17 protein-coding genes and 1 pseudogene are annotated in these 24,012 nt (G+C 46.0%); 7 read left to right on the top strand and 11 right to left on the bottom strand.

Translation table 11 applies throughout. The features are described 5' to 3' along the window. Positions 1-24: 24 nt before the first annotated feature. From BST85_RS05035 to BST85_RS05020, 4 genes are all read right to left on the bottom strand, one after another. Complete coding sequence (locus BST85_RS05035; RefSeq protein ID WP_104812255.1) at positions 25-1,362, bottom strand: purple acid phosphatase family protein; 1,338 nt, start codon at positions 1,360-1,362, stop codon at positions 25-27. 168 nt (positions 1,363-1,530) lie between these two features. Further along, positions 1,531-1,944 carry a hypothetical protein gene (locus BST85_RS05030; RefSeq protein ID WP_146090653.1) on the bottom strand — a complete coding sequence of 138 codons (414 nt, stop codon included), beginning with the start codon at positions 1,942-1,944 and terminating at the stop codon, positions 1,531-1,533. A gap of 541 nt (positions 1,945-2,485) precedes the next feature. Further along, the gene (nagB, locus tag BST85_RS05025; protein ID WP_104812253.1) at positions 2,486-4,393 is read right to left on the bottom strand and encodes a glucosamine-6-phosphate deaminase; all 1,908 of its coding nucleotides are present in this window, start codon (positions 4,391-4,393) and stop codon (positions 2,486-2,488) included. A 30-nt stretch (positions 4,394-4,423) separates the two neighbouring features. After that, positions 4,424-6,469, bottom strand: a complete 2,046-nt coding sequence (locus BST85_RS05020) for an HD family phosphohydrolase (RefSeq protein WP_104812252.1) — start codon at positions 6,467-6,469, stop codon at positions 4,424-4,426. A gap of 153 nt (positions 6,470-6,622) precedes the next feature. Between BST85_RS05020 and BST85_RS05015 the strand changes: the two genes are divergently transcribed. Further along, positions 6,623-7,801, top strand: a complete 1,179-nt coding sequence (locus BST85_RS05015) for an acetyl-CoA C-acyltransferase (RefSeq protein WP_104812251.1) — start codon at positions 6,623-6,625, stop codon at positions 7,799-7,801. Positions 7,802-7,818: 17 nt separating this feature from the next. Next, positions 7,819-8,568: a C40 family peptidase gene (locus BST85_RS05010; RefSeq protein WP_104812250.1), complete on the top strand. Its 750-nt coding sequence runs from the start codon at positions 7,819-7,821 to the stop codon at positions 8,566-8,568. A 50-nt stretch (positions 8,569-8,618) separates the two neighbouring features. Here BST85_RS05010 and BST85_RS05005 read toward each other — a convergent pair whose 3' ends face one another. Both BST85_RS05005 and gyrA read right to left on the bottom strand, forming a co-directional pair. Next, positions 8,619-9,881 carry a tetratricopeptide repeat protein gene (locus BST85_RS05005; RefSeq protein WP_104812249.1) on the bottom strand — a complete coding sequence of 421 codons (1,263 nt, stop codon included), beginning with the start codon at positions 9,879-9,881 and terminating at the stop codon, positions 8,619-8,621. A gap of 18 nt (positions 9,882-9,899) precedes the next feature. Next, a complete protein-coding gene (gene gyrA / locus BST85_RS05000; protein WP_104812248.1) occupies positions 9,900-12,425 on the bottom strand; it encodes a DNA gyrase subunit A in 2,526 nt (841 codons plus the stop codon). A gap of 263 nt (positions 12,426-12,688) precedes the next feature. Here gyrA and BST85_RS04995 point away from each other — a divergent pair, with 263 nt between their 5' ends. Beyond that, positions 12,689-15,241, top strand: coding sequence for an ATP-dependent Clp protease ATP-binding subunit (locus BST85_RS04995; protein WP_104812247.1), 2,553 nt, complete (start codon positions 12,689-12,691; stop codon positions 15,239-15,241). Between the two features lie 57 nt (positions 15,242-15,298). Next, entirely contained in the window at positions 15,299-15,622 is a 324-nt protein-coding gene (locus tag BST85_RS04990) for a TraR/DksA family transcriptional regulator (protein ID WP_104812246.1), read from the top strand. Here the strand turns inward: BST85_RS04990 and hutH are convergent. Together hutH and BST85_RS04980 are read right to left on the bottom strand one after the other, a co-directional pair. Next, complete coding sequence (hutH, locus tag BST85_RS04985; protein ID WP_104812245.1) at positions 15,619-17,130, bottom strand: histidine ammonia-lyase; 1,512 nt, start codon at positions 17,128-17,130, stop codon at positions 15,619-15,621. The two genes, BST85_RS04990 and hutH, sit on opposite strands and share 4 nt — an antisense overlap. A gap of 64 nt (positions 17,131-17,194) precedes the next feature. Beyond that, positions 17,195-18,739, bottom strand: coding sequence for an NAD(P)H-hydrate dehydratase (locus BST85_RS04980; RefSeq protein ID WP_104812244.1), 1,545 nt, complete (start codon positions 18,737-18,739; stop codon positions 17,195-17,197). Positions 18,740-18,842: 103 nt separating this feature from the next. On the opposite strand from BST85_RS04980, the gene gcvT reads away from it, so the two are divergent. From gcvT to BST85_RS04965, 3 genes are read left to right on the top strand one after another with little or no spacing between them, the layout of a single operon-like run. Further along, entirely contained in the window at positions 18,843-19,925 is a 1,083-nt protein-coding gene (gene gcvT / locus BST85_RS04975) for a glycine cleavage system aminomethyltransferase GcvT (protein WP_104812243.1), read from the top strand. Continuing rightward, positions 19,925-20,770 carry a sugar nucleotide-binding protein gene (locus BST85_RS04970; protein ID WP_104812242.1) on the top strand — a complete coding sequence of 282 codons (846 nt, stop codon included), beginning with the start codon at positions 19,925-19,927 and terminating at the stop codon, positions 20,768-20,770. The genes gcvT and BST85_RS04970 overlap by 1 nt, the downstream gene beginning before the upstream one ends. Positions 20,771-20,829: 59 nt before the next feature. Beyond that, positions 20,830-21,555 (top strand): YebC/PmpR family DNA-binding transcriptional regulator, encoded by a 726-nt coding sequence (locus BST85_RS04965; RefSeq protein WP_104812241.1) that lies wholly within the window; start codon positions 20,830-20,832, stop codon positions 21,553-21,555. Positions 21,556-21,557: 2 nt separating this feature from the next. Here BST85_RS04965 and BST85_RS04960 read toward each other — a convergent pair whose 3' ends face one another. The 3 genes and pseudogenes from BST85_RS04960 to kdsB all read right to left on the bottom strand — a co-directional run. Continuing rightward, positions 21,558-22,094 carry a 1-acyl-sn-glycerol-3-phosphate acyltransferase gene (locus BST85_RS04960; protein ID WP_104812240.1) on the bottom strand — a complete coding sequence of 179 codons (537 nt, stop codon included), beginning with the start codon at positions 22,092-22,094 and terminating at the stop codon, positions 21,558-21,560. An 8-nt stretch (positions 22,095-22,102) separates the two neighbouring features. Then, positions 22,103-23,161, bottom strand: coding sequence for an iron-containing alcohol dehydrogenase family protein (locus BST85_RS14455; protein ID WP_245917715.1), 1,059 nt, complete (start codon positions 23,159-23,161; stop codon positions 22,103-22,105). Between the two features lie 48 nt (positions 23,162-23,209). Then, a pseudogene (gene kdsB / locus BST85_RS14450) lies at positions 23,210-23,920 on the bottom strand (3-deoxy-manno-octulosonate cytidylyltransferase); the annotation flags it as partial. Between the last annotated feature and the right edge of the window lie 92 nt (positions 23,921-24,012).

Genomic DNA, 24,012 nt, shown 5'->3' with positions numbered 1-24,012 from the left:
TTTATGAATATCTTCAGCTGGTTGTTATTTATCGGCTTGGATGAGTTTCTTCTTTCCAGTCTTCAAATCTTTATCGATGACCGCTCGATCGTATTCTTCTCCTAATGCTGTATAGGCGACATAGGTCAGCTTACCTTCATCTATGGTGATTACCTGAAAGAACTGAGTTTGTTCAGCTGCTTGATCCCTCTGATAACCATCGGAAGCATAGGCTTTCATTTGTTCCTCGTCCAACTGATATTGCTTCGGCCCGCTAACCGATGTTACGTAAACTGTTTTAATATCACCGGTCAGTGTGCTGTCTGCGCTGCGTACAGGAACATGTCCCCTGGCATAGGTATGATCGTGCCCGTTTAGGACCAGATCGACATTATATTTATCAAAAAGCGGCTTCCAGAATTCTCTGGCAAATTGGAAATCTCTTCCTTTGGCGGGCGAGAATACCGAATGATGGCAGGTGATTATGTTCCACTGGGCTTTTGAGCTCTTCAGCTGATCCTCAATGTACTCGGTTTGTTCCTCTAGCTTATCGTTTGAATTGAGAACGATAATGCGAACACCTTGATAATCTACAGTATACACTGTTTCGTGGAGGGTGGAGTCCAATGACTGTTCTACAGGGAGGGTAAACTGGGGTCTCCATTGAAGTGCCAATTTCCTCGGTTCACCTTCTGCTGTTGGTCGGAACTCATGATTTCCAACAACTGGAATGGCGGTCCACTGGCTGTGAATAAAACCACCGGCCTTGTACCATTCTGCCCATTCATAGTCACGATGTGCGTTATTGATAAGATCACCGGCATGAACCACAAAAGAGGCGTCTGGCGCCGTCTGATAGGCCATTCTGATCACTCTGGACCAGTGGGCCAGAACATCGTTTTGTGCATCGCCAAAATAGACAAACTGTGTAGCTTCAGTAGTTTCTTTGGCCGTGCGAAATTGAATCCACTCCGACCAATGATCCATACCATCCCCAACCCGGTATACATAGATGGTATCTGGAGTTAGCTCCTCAAAGGTGACGCTGTGATAATTAACCATGAGCGATGCATTTCCTTTGTATCGACCCAGATCGAATGGTTCTGTTTGAGCTTCAACCGTTATAGCCTCTTTGGTGAAACCAGAATTAACTGTAGCCTCCGCAATTTGGGCTACTGATCGGTTAACCGTGGAATCTGTCCTCCAGGTAACGGCTCTTTTGGAGCTGGGGTCACCGTGAAAGGTCAAGATGATCCGGTCGGGGTCTTTGCTAGGAATTTCCCAATGATGTAGTCCGTCATGAGTATGTTGAGCCTGAATAGTATAACAGGAAATACAGCAAATGAAAGCGATCTTTAAAGTATTCAAAATGTATTGGCGCATAAGTGACTTATTAAGAATCTAATTAGTAGCAAGCTAGTTGTCTTATACTATAATCAGTTTAAAGATAGAAAGAAAAAACCCCACCGTTAAAGGCAGGGGTATTGGGGGACCATTCCCGAATCAATTACTTACTTGTGCATAGTAATTCATATGATCCATCCAATTTTATTAATTCATTTTAAAAAGCCTGTCCACCTCTTCACGCTTGAGATCGGTCCATTTCATGGGTTGACCTTCCTCGATGACAACAACACGGATTCGAATTGGATCGCTCATAAAGGCAATTTTTAAGAAAGCGTCGTGAAGTTTGAATTCGATGCTATCCTCAAATGTGAAGCGTTCCCGAAAAGCCAGATAGATCAAATCCAGCTCTGAACGACTGGCTTCAAAAGTGACCAAACAGTAATCATTCTGCTCCGGAAACCCCAAATTCTTAAAATAAAATACAAACCCTTCCTTACTTCCGGTAGTCCCTGAACGAGTTAATGAGATATATCGATTGTCCGTAGTTACCTCCCCTACTAATTCAGCTTCAAGTTTGTTCTTTGCATCTAGTATTTCCTGACTGATTGCAAAATTCACAACATGAAACATGCAAATCAACAAAAGCTTTTTAACCATAGTAGGATTAGGTTGATATTAGAATCTAGATGGTTAGGCTACTTTTCTAGATCAAAGTTACATGAATGAAATAAGACTTAGAATACGTATTAATACGTATATTTTTACTTAACCATCAAATAATCAAAAGTTTACAAAAAGATAAAAACAAGATGGTGCGAAATCGTTTGAACCTATTAAAAATGAGGATTGCGATAATTTAATCACCCCTAGGATCGGTCTCAAGGAATTTAAAACCGTTACTTGATTGTGTTTAATTTGGGATGGGTCTTAATGAAAAACGCGATTGATTTGATTGCTTTCATGATGTTGGCTTTTAATGATTGATAAATGATTTATACACCTTAAAGACGCAACAAGATCAATTATGTTACTCAACGTTTTAGATTTTAACAATTCATTCATTACACTTAACATTGCTTAACACTAAACGCTCAACACGAAGTATTTAGGTCTAGCCGCAAAACGGTTAAATGTAAGCTGCTCAATTCGCATGGCCATACTATTGATTATACCGCACAAAGGCCTCCATGGCCGCGTAATCCGCCAATCCCATGTCCCGATAACGCTTGGCTGTTGTGGCGTTGCGTTCTTCAACACGCATCCAGAATTCCCGACTGTCGTCTCCCTGGAACATCACTCCGTCTTTTTGGGTCTGGTGGAAGTAGATAGCTCTCCGCTTCTTCAACACCTGGTCCGGACTCATAGGAACGGCCATTTGTATCTCGTGCAGATCCCACTCATGCCATGCACCGCGGTAGAGCCAAACCCAACAATCTAACATGTACTCTTTTCCCTTTAACTGATCCAAGGATTGGAATAGCGCCTCCAAACAAACCTGATGAGTCCCATGAGGGTCCGCCAGATCCCCTGCAGCGTAGATTTGATGAGGCTTTATTTGGTCAATGATCCCTTTCATGATCGATATGTCGGCCTCGGTCAGTTTATTCTTTTTAATGGTTCCTGTTTCGTAGAACGGGAGGTCCAGGAAGTGAATATGATTGTGATGCAAACCAAGAAAACGAGTAGCCCCATAAGATTCCTGACGCCTGATCTCCCCCTTCAACTTTCTGACTGCAGGGCTATCCAATTGCAGATCGTCCTTTTGATCCAACTCCTTGCAGATCGTATCCAGGGAATCGGAATCTTTGTATAAGGAGCGCGCTGTTCTTGCAAATTTCAGGGCCTCGGCATTGGAGACTGCAATATTTCCGGAGGTTTGATAAGCTACATGTACTTCATGCCCCTGTTCGATCAGACGATCCAGGGTCCCTCCCATGGAGATTACATCGTCATCAGGATGAGGACTGAAGATCAGTACACGCTTGGAAGATGGCTTGGACCTTTCCGGTCGGTTGCTGTCATCGGCATTGGGCTTGCCACCGGGCCAGCCGGTAATGGTATGTTGCAAGACATTGAACATTTTGATGTTCAGGTCGTAAGCCGATCCTTCTTCGGCCAACAAGGCGGACATTCCGTGATTGTTGTAGTCCTCGTCTGTTAACCGTAGAATGGACTTATTCAATAATCCGCACAACCAGACTACACCTTTGCGTTTCAAGGAATCAGTCCATGTGCAGGGGCCTACTAGCCATGGAGATTTGTTGCGCGTGAGTTCCGAGGCCGCTTCATCGTCCAGTACAAAGGTGCAATTGGGATGGTCCTGCAGATAAGTAGCAGGAACGTGACTATCTATTGTACCCTCAACAGTTTCTTTGATGATCTCTGCTTTGTGCTGACCCCACCCCATCAGGACCACTCGTTTTGCAGAACGAACAGTAGCTATCCCCATGGTAATGGCCTTTCTGGGAACATTCTCTATACCCAGAAAACTTGGTGCGGCATCCACTCGCGTGATATAATCCAGGGTGATCATGCGAGTGCCGGAATTGTAATGTGATCCTGGTTCGTTAAAGCCTATATGGCCGGTACGCCCTATACCTAAAAGCTGAAAGTCTAAACCGCCGGCCTGCTGTATTTTCTCTTCGTAACCCAGGCAGTATTGATGCAAATCTTCCGTTTTAACCTGGCCATCCGGGATATTGATCTGCTGGGCAGGAATGTCGATGTGATCAAACAAATGCTCGTGCATGAAGTAGTGGTAACTCTGGATATTCTCCCTGGTCATGGGATGATATTCGTCCAGGTTAAAGGTGGTCACATGCTTAAAACTAAGGCCTTCCTCCCGGTGAAGTCTGACCAATTCATCATAGACCTTAATAGGAGATGAACCTGTGGCTAAGCCTAGTACACAAGGTTCATTGTTTGCCGCTTTTTCCCTGATCAAGGCCGCTATCTCGGCCGCAACCTCCAGGGAGGCAGATTGAGAATCGGAAAACTGAACATTGTGGATCTTTTCAAAACGGGTCTCTTCAAATTGTCCTGCCGGCTGGTAATTTATCTGGCTCATAGTGGGCTTGGCTTGGTCGTTTAGGTTGGGTTATTCGGGATATTCCACCCGGAGATGATAAATGTTGTTCAGTTTCTTTTTTAAGACCTTTTTGATGGTCTCGATCTCTTTTAGGGTAATATTCGCATTGAGGAACTGTCCGCCCTCCAACTGCTTATCCACTATAGCCTCGACAAAAGAGTCGATCTTGGCTGCTGTAGGCTCCTTTAGGCTCTTGCTGGCAGCTTCCACACTATCGGCCATCATAAGAATAGCTGTCTCACGGGAGAAGGGTTTGGGACCGGGATATTGGAAATCGGCTGGATCAGCACTACCTTGATTCTCCTCTTCCTTTTTGTAGAAAAAGTAAACCAGGTTGGTTCCGTGATGAGTTCGGATAAAGTCGATCACCCGATCAGGTAACTTGTTCTTCCTCGCGATTTCTATCCCCTTTATAACATGATCGATGATCATTTGAGCAGCTTCTTTGGGAGCGAGCTCTTCCAAGGTATTGATACCACTCACCTGGTTCTCGGTGAAATAAGTTGGATTGTACATCTTACCAATATCGTGATAAAGCGCCCCTACCCTTACCAACATGGCATTGGCCCCGATCTCATTGGCAGCAGCCTCAGAAAGATTGGCCACATTGAGGGAATGGTGAAAGGTTCCGGGAGCTTTGTTGGAGAGATCCTTCAGTAGTTTGGAATTGGTGTCACTCAATTCCAGCAGGGATACGTCCGATACCAATCCGAACACCTTTTCATACAAATAGATCAACGGATGGGCAAACAAAGTGGCCAATCCGCAGAGCACAAAGTATCCAAAATTCTCCCATTCGATCAGTTGAATATTTCCCTCTTGAATGATGAAGAAGGCAAAGTATCCCAGTATGTAGACAAAGGTGATCTGACCGACTGATATAAACAGATTGGCCCGTTTGTAGAGTTCTGAGACGGTCAAGATGGTTACAATTCCCGCTATGATCTGCAAAAAGAGATATTCAAAGCTGTTCGGGACGATGAAGCCCAATATCAACAGTGTTAGCACATGAACAAACAAGCCCAATCGCGGATCGAAAAAGGCCTTCAGTACCAATGGAAGTATACAGAGGGGTACGACATAGACGTACTTGGCATCCATCCGCACGACCAAAGTGGTCAGAAAGACCATCAGAACGATGTTGAAGAATATGAAGGTAACCTTGGTATTGTGATCAAAGATTTCCTTGCGATATTTTTTCAAGAACAATAGCAGCATCAGCAGGACCAGGGAGATCAAAGAGGAATATCCCACCAGCAACCAGAGATAGTTCGACTGGCTCCAGACCTGAGATTGGTACTCTGCTTTAAGTGAATTCAGGATCTGGAACTTGTCTCCTTCAACCACTTCGCCCTTGGCAATGATCCGACCTCCTTTTTCGACCACTCCCCTGTTGGGGTTGATCTCTCCTATTTGTTGCTCGATCGCCGATTCCGTCAAACGGCTATTCAGCGTCACATTGGGCAATATCGATCGGTTGATCAGTGAACTGAGCAAGCCGTAATAGCTCACATCTTCCACTTGATCCAATCGGCCACTAAGCCAGGAGTCCAGCTGTTCCAATCTAAAAAAGGACCCGTAGTTGTGCTCTTCGATCTGGTTCCCTTTCTTTAGATAGACCAATTTGTCGTCTGAATAGCTGTGCAACTCGTCCAGATATCCAGGTTCATACAATTGGTCCAACAAATTCTCTCCCAGGACCAGGAGTTGTTCTTTGGGTATGGTCAGGGTAGAATCGATCAAGGTCGTCCGGACCAACTCGCTAAAGCGGATCTTCGCTTGTGCAGGTAACTGCTGATCAAAATCAAAATATGGGATCGCCTGGTTCCGAATATCCTCCATCTCCTGTTCGATTGTCTCTGCATCTTTCTTGATAGTGAAACTGAATGGCGCATACAGGTTTTCATACTGCCACGGTTTTCCTTTTTGAAAATTGTATTTAAACTGTCCGCCTTTAGGAAGCAGGTAGATGATCAGCAAGGTGGAAACGACAAACAGAAAAACCTTGTAAATGTTAGACTGGTTGGACGATAAGAATTTTAATATGTTATCCATCGAGCTTTCTGCGAAATGTAAAGGTAAAAAATAAGGGCAAATTCAGGGCCTGGATACGTGTCCAATTGCATTGTTCTTTCATCGAATAATACGTAAATTCGCACTCGAATCCGCCTAACGGTTTCTGGTACAATCATCCAAAAAATAAACGAAATGAGCAGAAAAGTAGTAATCGCTTCTATGGCCCGCACACCCATTGGTAGTTTTATGGGTAAACTCTCCTCTTTGACTGCTGCCCAGTTAGGTTCGGCCGCAATCTCAGGTGCCTTGAAAAAAATCGACCTGGATCCTTCTCAGGTACAGGAAGTCCTCATGGGTAATGTGGTTCAAGCCGGAGTTGGACAGGCACCAGCCAGGCAAGCTGCCATAGGTGCCGGGATTCCAGATTCTGTTCCGTGTACAACCGTGAACAAGGTCTGTGCCTCTGGGATGAAAGCGGTTATGCAGGGAGCCCAGGCGATTGCCTTAGGGGATGCGGATATCGTGGTTGCCGGTGGTATGGAGAGCATGAGCAACATCCCGCATTATGTTCCTATGCGTAACGGACATAAGTTTGGTCCTAAGACCATGGAGGACGGTATGCAAAAAGATGGTTTGGTGGATGCCTATGATGGGCAGGCCATGGGAGTCTGTGCAGATCTATGTGCGACAGAATACCAATTCAGCCGTGAAGACCAGGATGCCTTTGCCGTTCAATCTTATGAGCGATCTGCTCAAGCCTGGAGCCTGGGGCGTTTTGACGATGAAGTTATTAACGTGGAAGTTCCTCAACGAAGAGGCGAACCCTTATCAATCTCTAAGGATGAGGAATTCACCAATGTGAAGATGGAGAAGATTCCAAATCTAAGGCCAGCCTTCACCAAAGACGGTACGGTTACCGCAGCCAATGCCTCCACAATTAACGACGGAGCTGGAGCAGTGGTATTGATGAGCGAGGAAAAAGCAAATGAACTCGGTCTGCAGCCAATCGCAACCATAGTTTCATACGCGGACGCAGCCCAAGAGCCCAAATGGTTTACTACGGCTCCGGCCAAAGCACTGCCAAAGGCCTTGGCGAAAGCAGGTCTTTCTCAGGACGATATTGACTTCTTCGAGTTTAACGAAGCCTTCTCTGTAGTCGGATTAGCCAATATGAAGATTCTGGGTCTTACCGACGATAAAGTAAATGTTAACGGTGGGGCTGTTTCCTTAGGTCACCCACTGGGTTGTAGTGGAGTGCGGATATTGATCACATTGATGAGCGTATTGAAACAGCAGGATGCCAAATATGGTGCTGCTGCCATCTGTAATGGCGGTGGAGGTGCTTCTGCCATGGTGCTTCAACGAGCATAGTTAGCTGATATCACTGAATGAAGTACGGGATCTGCCAATTGTCCATAGTTCCGGTGCGGGAGGATAAATCCGACCGCAGCGAAATGGTTACCCAGTTACTGTATGGCGAACTTTTCAAGATCCTTGAAACTCGCAAAAAATGGTGGAAGGTCCGTTCTCAGATCGACAATTATGAGGGATGGATCGACCCCAAACAGGGCTTGGAGATATCTGAGCAAGATTATTTGCGATTGGCGGAACAAGAGGCAGCTTACTCCTTGGACCTTGTCGATTTCATTCAAAAGGCAGACGGTCAGTTACTGACCATCCCCCTAGGTAGCCAGGTGGATAAAGCGGAATACTTGGGCCATCAGTTTGAAGGTAGATCTCTCAGTGGATCACAACCAAAGGAACGCTTGGTGCAGACGGCTTTACTGTATATGCATGCTCCTTATTTGTGGGGAGGAAAAACTCCTTTCGGAATAGACTGCAGCGGATTTACCCAACTGGTCTACCGCTTGAATGGTATTTCCATTTTGCGAGATGCCAGTCAGCAGGCCACCCTAGGAGAAGCGCTCAGTTTTATTGAAGAGAGCGAGCCAGGTGATCTAGTCTTTTTTGACAATGAGGAAGGTTTAATTACCCATGTAGGCATTATGCTCCCGGATAATCACATCATCCATGCCCATGGCGAGGTACGTATTGATAGGATCGACCATTCCGGCATCTTCAATACTGACATACGGCAACACACCCATAAGTTGAGGGTAATCAAACGTATTGTATAAAAAAACCCGGCACAAGGCCGGGTTCAATTTTTTCTCTATAATCGGACGAATTAGTCCATCGATTCCAATTTGGCTTTCATGGCCTTGAACTTACCATCTTCTCCGATCTGGCTGTAGATGTTCATCAAGGTTCTTACCAGCTCTTTATTATTTGGTCTAAGCTCAACGGCATCCTCCAAATATGGTACAGCACTGCGATAAATATCCACACGCTGTTCTTTAAGTTCGTCATAGCGCTTGTTATCCGCCGCCGAAGTACCTAGGTTATTCATTTCTTCTATGATCGCCCCTTCCCCTTTCAGGATCAAAGCAGCCATATTGATCTTGGCGTTCGCATACTCGGGATCCAATTCGATAGCCTTGGCATAGAGCTTTTTGGCATCATCATCGTTTCCAGCCTGAGCACTACCAACACCCAGGTTATAGTACAATTCTGGATTGTTAGGGTCTGAGGCAATGACTTCTTGCATCAGGTTCTTGTATTTGTCCATATCTCCCATCTTGTAGGCCAGATCTGCTTCTGCTCGGACCAAAGAAATATCATCGGGATTCTCTTGACGCGCCTTCGCCATCAATTCTAGGGCCTTCTCATTCTTATTCTGGGCCATGTAGATCAGGGTCATATTGGTCAATAGGTCACCACGGACGGACTCGGTCATGCGATCCTCAGGATTGGAATAAAGACCGGTCAACATATTGGTCTTCATTTCGTTCTCATCGCGGAAGGCAACGATCTCGCCAGTCTCTGTATTGGTAGCTACATATTCCTTCTTAATACCTGTATATCCAACATCCAAAAGCATGTCGTAATATTTCATGGCCAGATCGTAGTCCTTGGCGTTGATGGCATTACCAGCAGCATAATAAAGATCCGAGGTGTCCTGAGGGCTAACCTTGTAACTTTCGTACAATTTTTCGGCAGCTGGTCCGTAATTCTGACTATTCTGATCGGCAACCGCACTGTTTACAATAGCCGTTCTCAGGTTTTGTCTTGCCAGGTCGATCCGATCCGCATACTTAGAGCCACCTGCGGACTCTTTGGCCATTTTCAGGGCTTCTGCAGATTTTTTCATACTGTCAAAGTCGCTTTCACCTGCATTGGCTAAATAGGCTTCCGCTTTAACCACATAGAATTGTGCTACTAATGCATCATCTGCTCCACCCAGCATACCCTCGGCCTGATCGATTGCGGCCAAGGCCTCACTTAGATCTCCGGACTTAATGGCACGCTCTGCCTTCTTCAACTCTTTCTTCTGCCCAAACGCCAGCACAGTTACCAGCATAGCAGACATGATTAACAATGGTTTTCTCATTGGTCTGTAATTATAATTTTACTCGTTGTTCTCCGTATTTTCTGAAGTAGTTTCAGATCCTGACTCTTCATTGGTACTTTCGTCATCTAGATCTTCCACATCCTCATCATCGTGAATCACTTTGGCCACGGCCGCGATGGCATCATCATCTTTCAGGTTGATCAGCCGGACACCTTGTGTTGCTCGTCCCATAACCCTCAGATCCTCAACGGCTAAGCGAATCGCAATGCCCGATCGGTTAATGATCATCAGATCGTCCGCATCGGTTACATTTTTGATGGCAACTAAATTACCGGTTTTTTCGGTAACATTAATGGTTTTCACCCCTTTTCCACCACGGTTGGTAATGCGGTAGTCCTCTAGGTCCGAGCGCTTACCGTAACCTCTCTCCGAGACTACAAGTACATTGCTTTCCTGATCGTTGATGGCGATCATGCCAACTACTTCGTCAGTCTCGCTACCCAGGGTGATGCCACGAACACCGGAAGCATTCCTACCCATAGGACGGGTTTTTTCCTCTTCAAAGCGTATGGCCTTGCCACTCTTAACCGCCAACATGACCTGTGAATCACCAGTCGTTAATTTGGCTTCCAGTAATTCGTCTCCTTCCCTTACGGTAATAGCGTTGATACCATTGGTCCTCGGTCTGGAATATTGTTCCAAAGGAGTTTTCTTGACCTGACCCTTCTTGGTGGCCATGATCACATAGTGGCTATTGATGTATTCTTCGTCCTTTAGATCCTGAGTACAGATAAAGGCCTTGACCTTGTCGTCCAATTCTATATTGATCAGATTCTGAATAGCCCTACCCTTGGATTGTTTACTTCCTTCTGGAATCTCGAATACACGCATCCAGAAACACTTTCCTTTTTGTGTAAAGAAGAGCATGTACTGGTGATTGGTCCCTACAAACAGGTGCTCCAGGAAATCCTCATTTCTGGTGGAGGACGCTTTTTGACCGACTCCTCCTCTATTTTGCTTGCGGTATTCAGTCAGGGACGTACGTTTGATGTAACCAGCATGCGAAATGGTAATGACCACTTTCTCGTCAGGGATCAGATCGGTAATGCTCACATCACCGCCTGAGTATTCGATCTGTGAGCGACGTTCATCGCCGAACTTTTCCCGAACTTCATTGAGTTCATCTTTGATGATGCTCATTCGACGTTCCTTTCTGGCCAGAATATCTTTGTAGTCCTCTATGGTCTTCATCAACTCTTCGTACTCCGTTCTCAGCTTATCTTGCTCCAGTCCGGTCAGTTGGCGCAGTCGCATTTCGACTATGGCCTTGGCCTGAATCTCAGAAAGCTCGAAGGTTTCCATCAATTTGGCCCGAGCTTCCTCTGCATTGGCAGAAGCACGGATTAGAGCGATCACCTCGTCTATATTGTCCGAGGCAATGATCAGTCCTTCCAAGATGTGAGCCCGCTCCTCTGCTTTACGCAGCAAATATTCTGTACGACGGGTGACCACTTCGTGACGGTGATCCACGAAATAATGGATAAGGTCCTTTAGATTGAGTAGTTGTGGCCGACCGTTGACAAGTGCAATATTGTTCACACTGAAACTGGATTGCAGCTCGGTGTATTTGTAAAGCATGTTCAGGACAATGTTTGGAATCGCATCTCGCTTTAACAGATAAACGATCCGCATCCCCTTCCGGTCACTTTCGTCCCTGATATTGGAGATGCCTTCGATCTTCTTATCGTTCACCAAGTCTGCCGTCTTCTTGATCATATTGGCCTTATTGACCTGGTAAGGGATCTCGGAGACCACTATGGCCTCACGACCATCCACTTCTTCAAAATGTGCTTTACCACGCATAACAACGCGTCCACGTCCGGTATGGAAGGCGTCTCTAACTCCTTCATATCCGTATATTACACCTCCGGTAGGGAAATCCGGTGCCTTGACGTGCTGCATCAATTCGTCTATGGTGATGTCGTTGTTGTCGATGTAGGCTATGGTTCCGTCCACTACTTCAGACAGGTTGTGTGGAGGCATATTGGTCGCCATACCAACGGCTATCCCAGAGGCACCATTGATTAATAGACCTGGGACCCTGGTCGGTAAAACGGTCGGTTCCCTCAGCGTATCGTCAAAGTTGAGTTGATGGTCAACCGTTTCCTTGTCGATATCCGCCAACATCTCCTCAGAGATCTTCTGCATCCTGGCCTCAGTATATCGCATTGCGGCCGGGCTGTCACCGTCAATTGAACCGAAGTTACCCTGACCGTCCACCAGCATGTAACGCAGGCTCCAGTCCTGGGCCATTCGGACCATGGCATCATAGACCGATGAATCCCCGTGTGGGTGATACTTACCTAGCACCTCCCCGACTATCCTGGCAGATTTCTTGTGAGAACTATTAGCCCTGACACCCAATTCGTGCATTCCGAACAGGACCCTCCGGTGCACCGGCTTCATACCATCCCGCACATCTGGCAGGGCTCGTGACACAATGACCGACATCGAATAATCGATATAGGCCGATTTCATTTCATCTTCTATGTTGATAGGGATCAATTTCTCACCTTCAGCCATCTAAAAAATGCTTTATATTTTTAAATCAAAACTTAGCTTGCAAGATACGCCAATTATTAGGGTTTAGGGCCATTTCGGCCATTCAATATCCACGTTTTTATTAACAAAATTTGGCAAAATAATCGTTGATAAATACCGCCTGTCAGGTTTTGATTTCAGTAAGTTTTTTTGTCCTTTTACTACTGATAATATCATCGAGGAACGGTTTTTGTGCCACCTAGGTTAAAAAAAGAGCTATTTTAGTAGAAGGAAGGAGATATTTTATGGATGATAATTTTTCGCCACGAGTCAAAGATGTGATCGCCTACAGCAAGGAAGAGGCACTCAGGTTGGGCCATGATTTTATTGGGACCGAACACCTGATGCTTGGATTATTGCGGGATGGGAATGGTAAAGCCGTTTCCATACTCAATGCGTTGGATGTAGACCTGAACCATTTGAGACGAAAAGTGGAAATCCTGAGCCCGGCTAATCCCAATTCCGGAGATGGAGGTAACGATAAAAAGAACTTGCACCTGACCAGACAGGCAGAACGTGCACTGAAAACAACATTTCTGGAGGCTAAACTTTTCCAGAGCAATTCGATCAATACGGCTCATTTGTTGCTCTGTATACTGCGCAACGAGAATGATCCGACAACCAAGTTACTCAACAAGATGAGAGTAGATTACGATGGCGTGAAGGATCAATTCAAATTGTTGATCGCCAATGATGAGAATTTCGTAGAGCCATCGGCCTCCGAGTCGTATTCCGATGACGACAGCTCGTCTTCAGAGGAAGAGAAAGACGACATGTTCACCGGAAGTGGATCGGCCAAAGGAAGTAAGAAATCCAAAACACCGGTTTTGGACAATTTTGGTAGAGACCTAACTTCTCTGGCGGATGACGGTAAACTGGATCCGGTGGTTGGCCGGGAAGAAGAGATCCAACGGGTCTCCCAGATATTGAGCCGAAGGAAAAAGAACAATCCCCTACTTATAGGGGAACCCGGTGTTGGTAAATCCGCTATTGCGGAGGGACTGGCACTAAGGATCGTTCAACGTAAGGTTTCCCGTATCCTGTACGATAAACGAGTGGTTACCCTGGATTTGGCCAGCCTGGTGGCAGGAACCAAATACAGGGGGCAGTTCGAGGAACGGATGAAAGCCGTCATGAACGAACTGGAAAAGAATGATGACATCATCCTTTTTATAGACGAGATCCATACCATAGTAGGTGCCGGTGGAGCCACAGGTTCCCTCGACGCATCCAATATGTTCAAACCTGCCCTTGCGCGAGGTGAGATTCAATGTATAGGAGCCACTACCTTGGATGAGTACCGACAGTATATTGAAAAGGACGGTGCATTGGAGCGCCGTTTCCAAAAAGTATTGGTAGAGCCCACTTCAGTAGAGGAAACAATAGAGATCCTCAAGAATATCAAAGATAAATACGAGGCTCATCACAACGTCATTTATACAGAAGATGCCCTGGAGGCTTGTGTCAAGTTGACCAACCGATATATGACCGAGCGTTTCTTGCCAGACAAGGCGATCGACGCCCTGGATGAAGCCGGTTCTCGGGTACACATTACCAATATCAACGTACCACAGAAGATCCTGACTATAGAACAACAATTAGAAGAGGTCAGAGAACTAAAGAATTCTGTGGTCAAGAAGCAGAAGTACGAAGAAGCTGCTAAGCTTCGGGACGATGAAAAGAATCTCGAGAAGGAGTTGGCCACTGAGCAGGAAGCCTGGCAGAACGACTCCAAACTCCACAAGGAAATCGTTTCCGAAGAGAATGTGGCCGAGGTGATCTCCATGATGACAGGGGTTCCCGTTAACCGTATCGCCCAGACAGAGAGCACTAAACTAGCTGCCCTCCCGGATCGGATCAAAGGAAAGGTTATTGGTCAGGATGAAGCTGTTGCGAAAGTGGTTAAGGCTATTCAGCGGAACCGTGCCGGACTGAAAGATCCTAATAAACCTATTGGGTCCTTTATCTTCCTTGGACAGACCGGGGTCGGTAAAACCCAGTTGGCCAAAGTACTGGCCAGAGAGCTGTTTGATAGTGATAATGCCTTGGTGCGTATCGATATGAGTGAGTATATGGAGAAATTTGCCGTATCTCGTCTTATCGGTGCACCTCCGGGATATGTCGGGTATGAAGAAGGTGGTCAATTGACCGAGAAGATCCGAAGAAAACCTTATGCGGTCGTTCTGTTGGACGAGATCGAAAAGGCCCACCCGGACGTTTTTAATATGCTTTTACAGGTATTGGATGATGGTTACCTGACCGATAGTTTGGGAAGAAAGATTGACTTCAGGAATACAATAATTATCATGACTTCCAATATCGGAGCTCGGAAACTGAAGGACTTTGGTCAGGGAGTTGGTTTTGGAACTGCGGCTAAGGCCAGTCAGGCCGATGCTCACGCCAAAAGCGTGATCGAAAATGCGCTTAAGAAGACCTTTGCTCCAGAATTCCTGAACCGAGTGGACGATGTCATGGTGTTCAATGTACTGAACAAGGAGCATATCGATCAGATCATCGATATCGAACTGGATAAGCTGTATGAGCGCATTACCGATCTGGGTTACAAATTAGTGCTAACAGATCAGGCCAAAGCTTATATAGCGGACAAAGGCTTTGACAAGGACTTTGGTGCTAGACCATTGAAACGGGCCATTCAGAAGTATATTGAAGATGCTCTGGCAGAAGAGATCATCAACTCTAACCTTCAAGAAGGTGACACCATTCACATGGACCTGGATAAGAAATCGGAAGAGTTGGTCATTAAGATCAAAAAAGCGAAAAAGGCGACAGAGTCCTGATGCTGATTTCGAAGACTATATTGACGGCCGGCATTTAGCTGGCCGTTCTTTTTTAGTATGGACCGAGGAAAGATAGAAGAACAGTTGTTAAAGAATCTGGAAGCTACTCGCCTTCAGCTTGAGCGCTACGAGGATCTAACAAGGCCCATAGCCCCGGAAAACGCCATTGGTCGGGTTTCGCGTATGGATGCGATCAACAATAAATCGGTGAACGAGGCAGCCTTGAACAAGGCCAGGATCAAGTTTCGGAATATCGAGTTGGCTTTGCAACGAGTCCATGATTTGGACTTTGGGATCTGTGTGAGTTGTAAGCAACCCATACCTGAAGGCAGAATACTTCTTATGCCGCAAACTATTCGTTGCGTACATTGTAGTCGCTAATCAAAGAGCAGATCGCTCTCTATGGTCAGACTTTGTAAGAAGTTGACGCTGGCCTGTATATCGTCAGATAGCAACCGATCCTCATCTACAAAGGGAACTACTTCCTGGTAGGAACTCAGAAAAGACTCCACAAAAGGAGAGGATTCCATGGGCCTCCTAAAAGCGATAGCTTGCGAGGCATTCATCAATTCAATAGCCAATATGGTTTCCAAATTATCCAGTATCTCCAGGCACTGAGTGGCTGCATTGGCTCCCATGCTTACATGATCTTCCTGTCCGTTAGAGGAAACTATGGAATCTACCGAGGCCGGTGTGGCCAGTTGCTTATTCTTGCTCACTATACTGGCTGCGGTATATTGTGGAATCATAAACCCACTGTTTAAACCGGGATTGTTGACCAGGAATTGTGGTAGTCCTCTTAGTCCGGATACCAGTTGGAAGGTCCGTCTTTCTGAAATATTGCCCAGCTCAGACAAAGCGATACCCAAGAAGTCCAGTGCCAGGGCCAATGGCTGACCGTGGAAATTACCACCAGATATGATACTATCCTCACCAACAAAGATGTTCGGATTGTCTGTAACAGAATTGATCTCGGTCTGGAAGGTCTTTCGCACATATTCCAAGGTGTCCTTGGAGGCACCGTGAACCTGTGGAATACAGCGGAATGAGTAAGGGTCCTGTAATTTCTTATCCTCCGAGTTCCCTATACCGCTTTCTTCCAGGATTTCCTGTATTCGTTGAGCGGTCTTGATCTGTCCGCGATGTGGCCGGACAAGATGTACCTTCGGGTCAAAGGGACTCATATTACAATTAAAGGCATCCAAAGATATGGCGCCGATGAGATCGGACAGATAGGATAGCTTGTGCCCTTTGATCAGCGCGTGAACACCATAAGCACTCATAAACTGGGTTCCGTTCAGTAATGCCAGTCCTTCTTTAGCCTCTAATTTGATCGGCTTCCAGCCTTTCTCCTCCAATAGTTTTGAAGCCTCCCTGATCTCACCATTAAAAAAGACCTCTCCTTTACCGATAAGCGGCAGGGCCATATGCGCCAAGGGTGCAAGGTCCCCGGAAGCCCCTAGACTCCCTTGGTTAAAAACGAGTGGGAGAATGTCCTCATTGAAGTAGTCTATCAGCCGTTGTACCGTATCTAGTTGTACCCCGCTGTACCCATAGCTCAAGGACTGAATCTTGAGTAACAGCATAATCTTGACAATATGATGTGGCACATAGTCACCCGTGCCACAGGCATGCGAAAGCACCAGATTTTCCTGCAGTAAATTCAAGTTCTCATGTGAGATCTTCACATTCCACAACGAACCAAAGCCAGTATTGATTCCGTAAACAGGGGTCTCATCTTTTGTCAATCGATCTTGGAGATAAGAGTAAGCTCGTTCAATCTGGGCTTTAGCCTCCTCGGAAAGCTCCAGCTTTTTATGCTCCTCGATGATCTCACGGATTACAGGCAGGGTCAGCAGTTCATTGCTGATAAAGTGGGTGGATCTCATTAAAATAGGTTGTGTCGCAAAAATACAATTTCCGACGTCCCCGTAAAACCTCAAGCGATCGAATTTACTCTTTCGATCCCGAATTTTGTGGAGGCGCTTCTTCTCTGAATAGTTCCAGGAACGACTCAGATATACGTGAACTGATCTCGGAGGCAGTCACGGCCTCGAAGCCAAGTTCTGTTGCTGCCATGTTTCCCGCACTTCCGTGTAAATATACCCCCATAATTGCAGCAATGATTGGTTCATAACCTTGGGCCAGCAGACTGCCGATCATTCCCGAAAGCACATCTCCGGAACCAGCTGTGGCCATACCCGGGTTCCCGGTGCTATTTATCTTGATAAGTCCAGGGCCGATCACCAGCGTATTGGCACCTTTGACCAGTATGATCAGTTGGTGTTTCTCGCACAATTGTTTTACTCGCTCTATCTTATCATAATCGTCTGTCCACTCCCCGACCAGCCGCTTTAATTCCCCTGGATGTGGAGTAAGAATGGAACCTTGAGGTATGGAATCAAACATGTTTTGGTGCTCGGAAATTAAATTCAAGGCATCGGCATCAATGACCATGGGTTGTTCGGTTTGAGCGAATAATGTTTTTATAGCTTCGGCCGTTTCCGCTTTGGTTCCCATTCCCATTCCAACAGCTACAGTTGTTGGACTCCAATTGACGGGTATATCACTAATGGTTAATTCTTCCAAGTCCGGTTGAGCCATAGCTTCAGGGACAGCAGTTTGAAGTATGTCCAGGCCACATTTTGGCACATGAACTGTTAACAGTCCACAACCCGTTCTGAGAGCTGCTTGAGAAGACAATACCATGGCTCCCATCTGGCCTTGGTTCCCTCCTGCCATTAGCAGATGTCCATAGTCACCTTTATGGCTGTACTTGTTGCGTTGCCGGTAAAACGACTTGACCTCAGGCTTCAGGACTATAGAGGCCATTGGTTTTGTTTCGATTAGATATTGTGGATCCAGGCCAATGTCCAAGGCCTCAAAATAGGGCACAAACTGGCCAGACTTAGGCAAGAAAAAAGCCATTTTAGGAGTCTGGAAGGTCAAGGTATGATTTGCTCTGACCACCCCTTCAGGATCCAGGACCGGGCCATTTGCACTGAGACCACTAGGTATATCTATGGCTAGTTTAAATGCCGGACTGCTATTCAGATGTAGTACTAATTCCTTGACCCAACCTTCAATGGCCCGGGTAAGGCCTATTCCGAAAAGGGCATCCACAATGATATCGTCCGGATGTATCTCCGGGAAATCGTCCGGCCCTGACATCAGCTTGGGCCAATTTTTGGTAACATCTTTGATGCGACCGTAATTGATCAAGAAACACTTGGAGCGTTTATCGGTGAAATTGGCAATATACACCTCTACCTTGTAACCGTGATTGATCAGCATTCTTCCCAAGGCCAGCCCATCTCCCCCGTTGTTGCCAATACCACAAAAAATATGAATGGGCACCTGGGCTCCCTGCATCCGGGTGTTCAACCAATTGAAGATCTGTCCTGCTGCTCTTTCCATGAGATCCGTAGAGCTGATCTGTTGTTTTTCGCAGGTGATCCTATCCGCTTCATAGAGTTGTTCGGCAGAGAATATCTTCATATTAAAAGGGGGTTTTCAGCAAGATACCAAATGTGGATAACATTCAAATAAAAACTACTTTCCACTCGTTTCATTTGGCGTATTTTTGCCGAAATTAATTTTTATGAAATCCACTGCATTAAGTCATGTACACCAAGCCCTGGGAGCCAAGATGGTACCCTTTGCCGGATACAACATGCCCGTTTCATACGAAGGAGTGAACATTGAGCATCAAACAGTCAGAGAAGGTGTGGGTGTATTTGATGTATCTCATATGGGTGAATTCCTGATAGAAGGCCCCTCCGCCTTAGATCTGATCCAACGAGTGACTAGCAATGATGCCGCTAAGTTGGTGGATGGTCAGGCTCAGTATAGTTGTTTGCCAAATAATCAGGGTGGAATTGTTGACGATCTGATCGTATACCGATTGAATTCGGAAAAGTGGTTACTGGTGGTCAATGCTTCTAATATTGAGAAAGATTGGGAGTGGATAAGTTCCCACAATACCAGCGGAGCTCAAATGCGAAATATATCGGATGACTTTTCTCTACTTGCCATTCAGGGGCCAAAAGCCGCCCAGGCCATGCAGGCATTAACCAGCGTCGATTTGGAGTCAATCAAATTTTACACCTTCGAAGTCGCCGATTTTGCCGGTATTGATTATGCCATCATCAGCGCAACCGGTTACACAGGAAGTGGTGGCTTTGAGATTTACTGTAAGAATTCTGAGGTTGAACAGGTGTGGAACAAGGTTATGGAAGCCGGAGCCGATTATGGCATTAAACCCATTGGTTTAGCCGCCAGGGATACCCTCAGATTGGAAATGGGATATTGCCTTTACGGTAATGATATTGATGATACCACCTCGCCTCTGGAAGCAGGGTTGGGCTGGATCACCAAGTTCACCAAGGATTTTGTGAATTCGGAGCAATTAGCAGCCGAAAAAGCGGCGGGAATTACCAACCGCCTGGTCGCGTTTGAAATGCAACAAAAGGCCATTCCCAGGAAGGACTATGCCATCCTGGATATAGACGGAAATTCTATTGGCCGGGTGACCAGCGGAACAATGTCCCCCTCATTGGGTAGAGGTATTGGTATGGGTTATGTACCCGCTGCCATGAAAGCGGTTGGCACTGAGATTCAGATTCAGATTCGTAAGAAAGCCGTGCCGGCCACCATCGTTAAACTTCCGTTTTACAAAGGCTAATGGGACGGATCCTGATCATAGGAGGCAGTGGTTTTCTGGGTCAGGCACTCTACAGGGAACTGCAGCCCTATTTTGACGTTTACGCCACCTATTGCAACCAGGTCGGCCCGTATAAGGACAACCAGGTATTTAGGCAATTCAATGCAGAGAAGCATTCTGTTCTTAAAGTACTGGAGGAATTAAAACCAACCGTTGTGATTTCCGCCTTTTCGTCCTCGGCAGAGGCCTTAGTGCGAACACATGCTGAAATGGTTGACTACGTGGGAGCCACTCCAGACAGGCGTTTGATATTGCTTTCTTCCTATGAGGTTTTCGATGCCAGATGGAAGTATCCTTCCTATGAACAGGACTCGCCTATGTCTGAAAGTTACAGTGGTAAATTGAAACTGACCATCGAGAAGCAGGTTAGGGAATTACTACCGGATCAGTGGGCTATTTTACGATTGCCATGGGTGCTTGGGGTGAATTCGCCAACCATCTACAATTTGAGGCAAGCCGGACGAAATCAGACCAGTTTTGAGATCTTCCCCAAAATGGTCATCAGTGTAACCACTGACGATAAATTGGCACAGCAGGTTCATTATGTGATCAATCAGGACCTACATGGTGTATTCCATTTAGCGAGTAGTGACCTGGTGCATCATGAAGATCTGTTTACTGAGATCAGTGAGAAGATCAACCCCGTTCAGCCTGTTTTTAAACGTGTATTTCAAAGCAATGACGACAGATACTACGCCATACTACCAGCGGAAGACAGCTTACCAGATTCCTATTCCATCACCGTGGCCGATGTGATCGGACACTGTACATTACAAGAGGAAATTTCATCGTTGAAGACGGGATAAATTTCCGTTTTGGCATGAAGGACTAATTTTTATTTTTGTATTCGCTTTAAAGAAACACCATGGGAAGAGCATTCGAATTTCGTAAAGCCAGGAAAATGAAACGCTGGGCAGCCATGTCCAAGGCCTTTACTCGTATTGGGAAGGACATTGTGATGGCTGTTAAAGAAGGAGGTCCGGACCCTGATAGTAATGCCAGATTGAGGGCTGTAATTCAGAATGCCAAGGCTGTTAACATGCCTAAGGACAATATTGAGCGTGCCATCAAGCGTGCGTCGGATAAGAGCCAGGGTGATTTTAAGGAGGTCTTGTTTGAAGGTTATGCCCCTCATGGTATTGCCGTGCTCATTGAGACCGCTACCGATAACAATACTCGCACAGTTGCGAATGTGAGATCATATTTCAACAAATGTGACGGCAGTTTGGGAACTTCTGGGTCGGTGAGCTTTATGTTTGACCATGTTTGTAATTTCCGGATCAATGCCGAAGGCTGGGATATGGAAGAATTGGAACTGGAATTGATCGATTTTGGCGTGGAAGAGATCTTCGAGGACGAGGACGGAGTGCTGATCTATGCCCCATTCGAAAGTTTTGGTGCGATACAAAATTATTTGGAATCTAGCGAGATCGAGATTCTTTCTTCCGGTTTTGAGCGTATTCCTCAAGTCACCAAGAAATTAAACGCTGAGCAAGCGGCGGATGTAGATAAACTCCTGGAAAAGATAGAGGAAGACGATGACGTTCAGAACGTCTATCACACCATGGATGAAAGTTCCTCTGAAGAATAGCCTTAGGTATACTCAGGTACCTTTCCCACCACCCCACTGTATAAACTTCGCAGATAGGCTAAATCGGCTTCTGTATCGTCGGTTAAGTAAAAAGCTGGATGAATGGTAACTGTTTTGGACGAATAATCAAAAGCCACCGGAATTATTGGGACTCCTGCCTTTTTAGCGATGTAGTAAAACCCCGTCTTCCATTTATCCACTTTCTTTCGTGTTCCTTCCGGCGCCAGGGTCAAGCGAAACTCCTCTTTTTTTTCAAATAAGGCTGCAATAGATTCAACTTTGTTCTGCCCGGGAGTGCGGTCCAAGGGAGACCCTCCCATCCATCGGAAATACCATCCAAAAGGCCACTTAAATAGTTCTTTTTTACCCACATAATGAATGGGCACACCTTGGATTTTTCGAGTAAAAGCTCCGACATAGAAATCGTGCCAGCTGGTGTGAGGCACTGCTATGACTACACTTTTCTTGATAGTCGGATCAAAATTTCCTGCTATGGACCACCCCAGTACTTTGTTAAATATGAAACGACTGAACGACAAACTGGCTGTTACATTTTTAGGTATAATTCCCGTAATTTTTCACGGGTCATGATCTGTTCCCAGTTTGGACCAAGAGCATTTTCCCATAGCGGGTGAAGGCTCAATGCTATGTCCATCATAATGTCAAATTGTTGGGGGCTGAGATCCTGACAAAGACCGGTGGGTAGTTCGATCTTGTGTTTTTTCTTCATCTCTTTAAACAAGGCAACACCTTCTGGGTAATATTCTTCCAGATGATCAAAGACGATACAGTTTCCAATCCCATGTTTGGTTCCCAATACATAAGACAGGCCATAGCTCATGGCATGAGCAACTCCAACTTGAGAATAGGCGATGCTCATTCCGCCGTGCCAGGAGGCCATCATCAATTTGGATCTGGACTCTTCGTCACTCAGATCACCATTTAAAAAAATCTCCTTACACAGGTCGTAAGCCTTCTCTCCATAACTTTCGGAAAAGGTATTTAGGAAGGAACCGGAAAGGGACTCCACACAGTGGATAAAACAATCCATCCCGGTATAGAACCACTGATCCGTGGGAACTCCTTTGGTCAGGTCTGGATCCAACACCACCTGGTCAAAGGGTGTAAAGTCACTGTTGATCCCAAGTTTCTTTTCTGGTCCGGTTAGAACGGTGGTCCTTGACACTTCCGCTCCTGTACCGGAAATGGTAGGAATACCGACATGATAGACGGCTTGGTTCCCAACCAGGTCCCAACCCTGGTAATCGGCTGCACTACCCTGGTTGTTCAGCATGATGGCTACAGCTTTGCACAGATCCAAGATGGTTCCACCACCAATTCCAATTATACCGGATGGGGTGATCTTAAATTCGCTTCGGATGTCCCCTACTATTTGATCCACCTGAGAAGTCTTGGGCTCCTCATCTGCCGAAACAAATTGAAGCTGATCGTTAAAACGAAGCGGGATTCTATCCACCAGATCAGACCTGTCCCGGAAGACGTCGTCCACCAAAAAGATAAAAGGTGCATTCGCCTTTCGCTCCGGTGTTAGGATAGATTGCAACTGATCGAAACAACCGGCACCAAAGACCACCTTAGGCACCATAGGGAAGTTTCTGTATTTGTTGTTCACGGTCATGGATTCCACCCCCTCCTTTAGCACTTTATTGGCTCGGACAAGATCTTCCGGGGTGTCGATCTCTATTCCTTCTGCATTAGAAACGACCATCTTGATGCGGTGACCGTATTCCAGGTATCTGATAGATTCTATCTTCTCTGTTGCTTCCAGTGAGCGCATCGGTAAACGATAGAAATCCATCAGGGCCTTCTTTCGAAACGCATAGACTCCTTTGTGCTTGTAGTATTGAACAGAAACATTCTTGTCGCGTGGATAAGGAACCGGCGATCGACTGAAGTACATGGCAAAATCCTCCTCATCGACAATCACCTTAACACAATTGGGATCAGAGATCTCCTTCCAATCATCGATCTCCGTCATAATGGATGCCAGGTCGATCAGGTTTTCATGGTCATTCTCGAACACTTTCAAAACCTTTTCCAAGGAGCCTTTACTGGTAAAGGGTTCGTCTCCTTGAACATTTACAACGATATCCACGTCCATGTCCTGCACGGCTTCGGCTATACGGTCGCTTCCACATTCGTGCTGCTTCTGACTCATAATGGCCTGGCCGCCGTTTGAAACGATCTCCTGATATATCACATCGCTGTCTGTTACAACGTATACTTCATCGAAGAGTTCGGTATCACGTGTGGCTTCGTAAGTACGGAGGATAACCGTTTTTCCGGCCAGGTCTTGCATCAGTTTGCCTGGAAATCGAGTGGCACCATAACGGGCCGGAATCATAGCAATAATCTTCAATTCAATTGGTTTATGGTTACACAAAAATAAGAAGTTTCCTTCGTTTATCGAACCTAAGAGAATATATCTTCTGGGCC

The organism is Aureitalea marina, assembly GCF_002943755.1.
Taxonomy (GTDB): domain Bacteria; phylum Bacteroidota; class Bacteroidia; order Flavobacteriales; family Flavobacteriaceae; genus Aureitalea; species Aureitalea marina.
The sequence above is the reverse complement of the archived record's forward strand: the minus strand, read 5'-3'. Positions and strand labels throughout refer to the sequence as shown.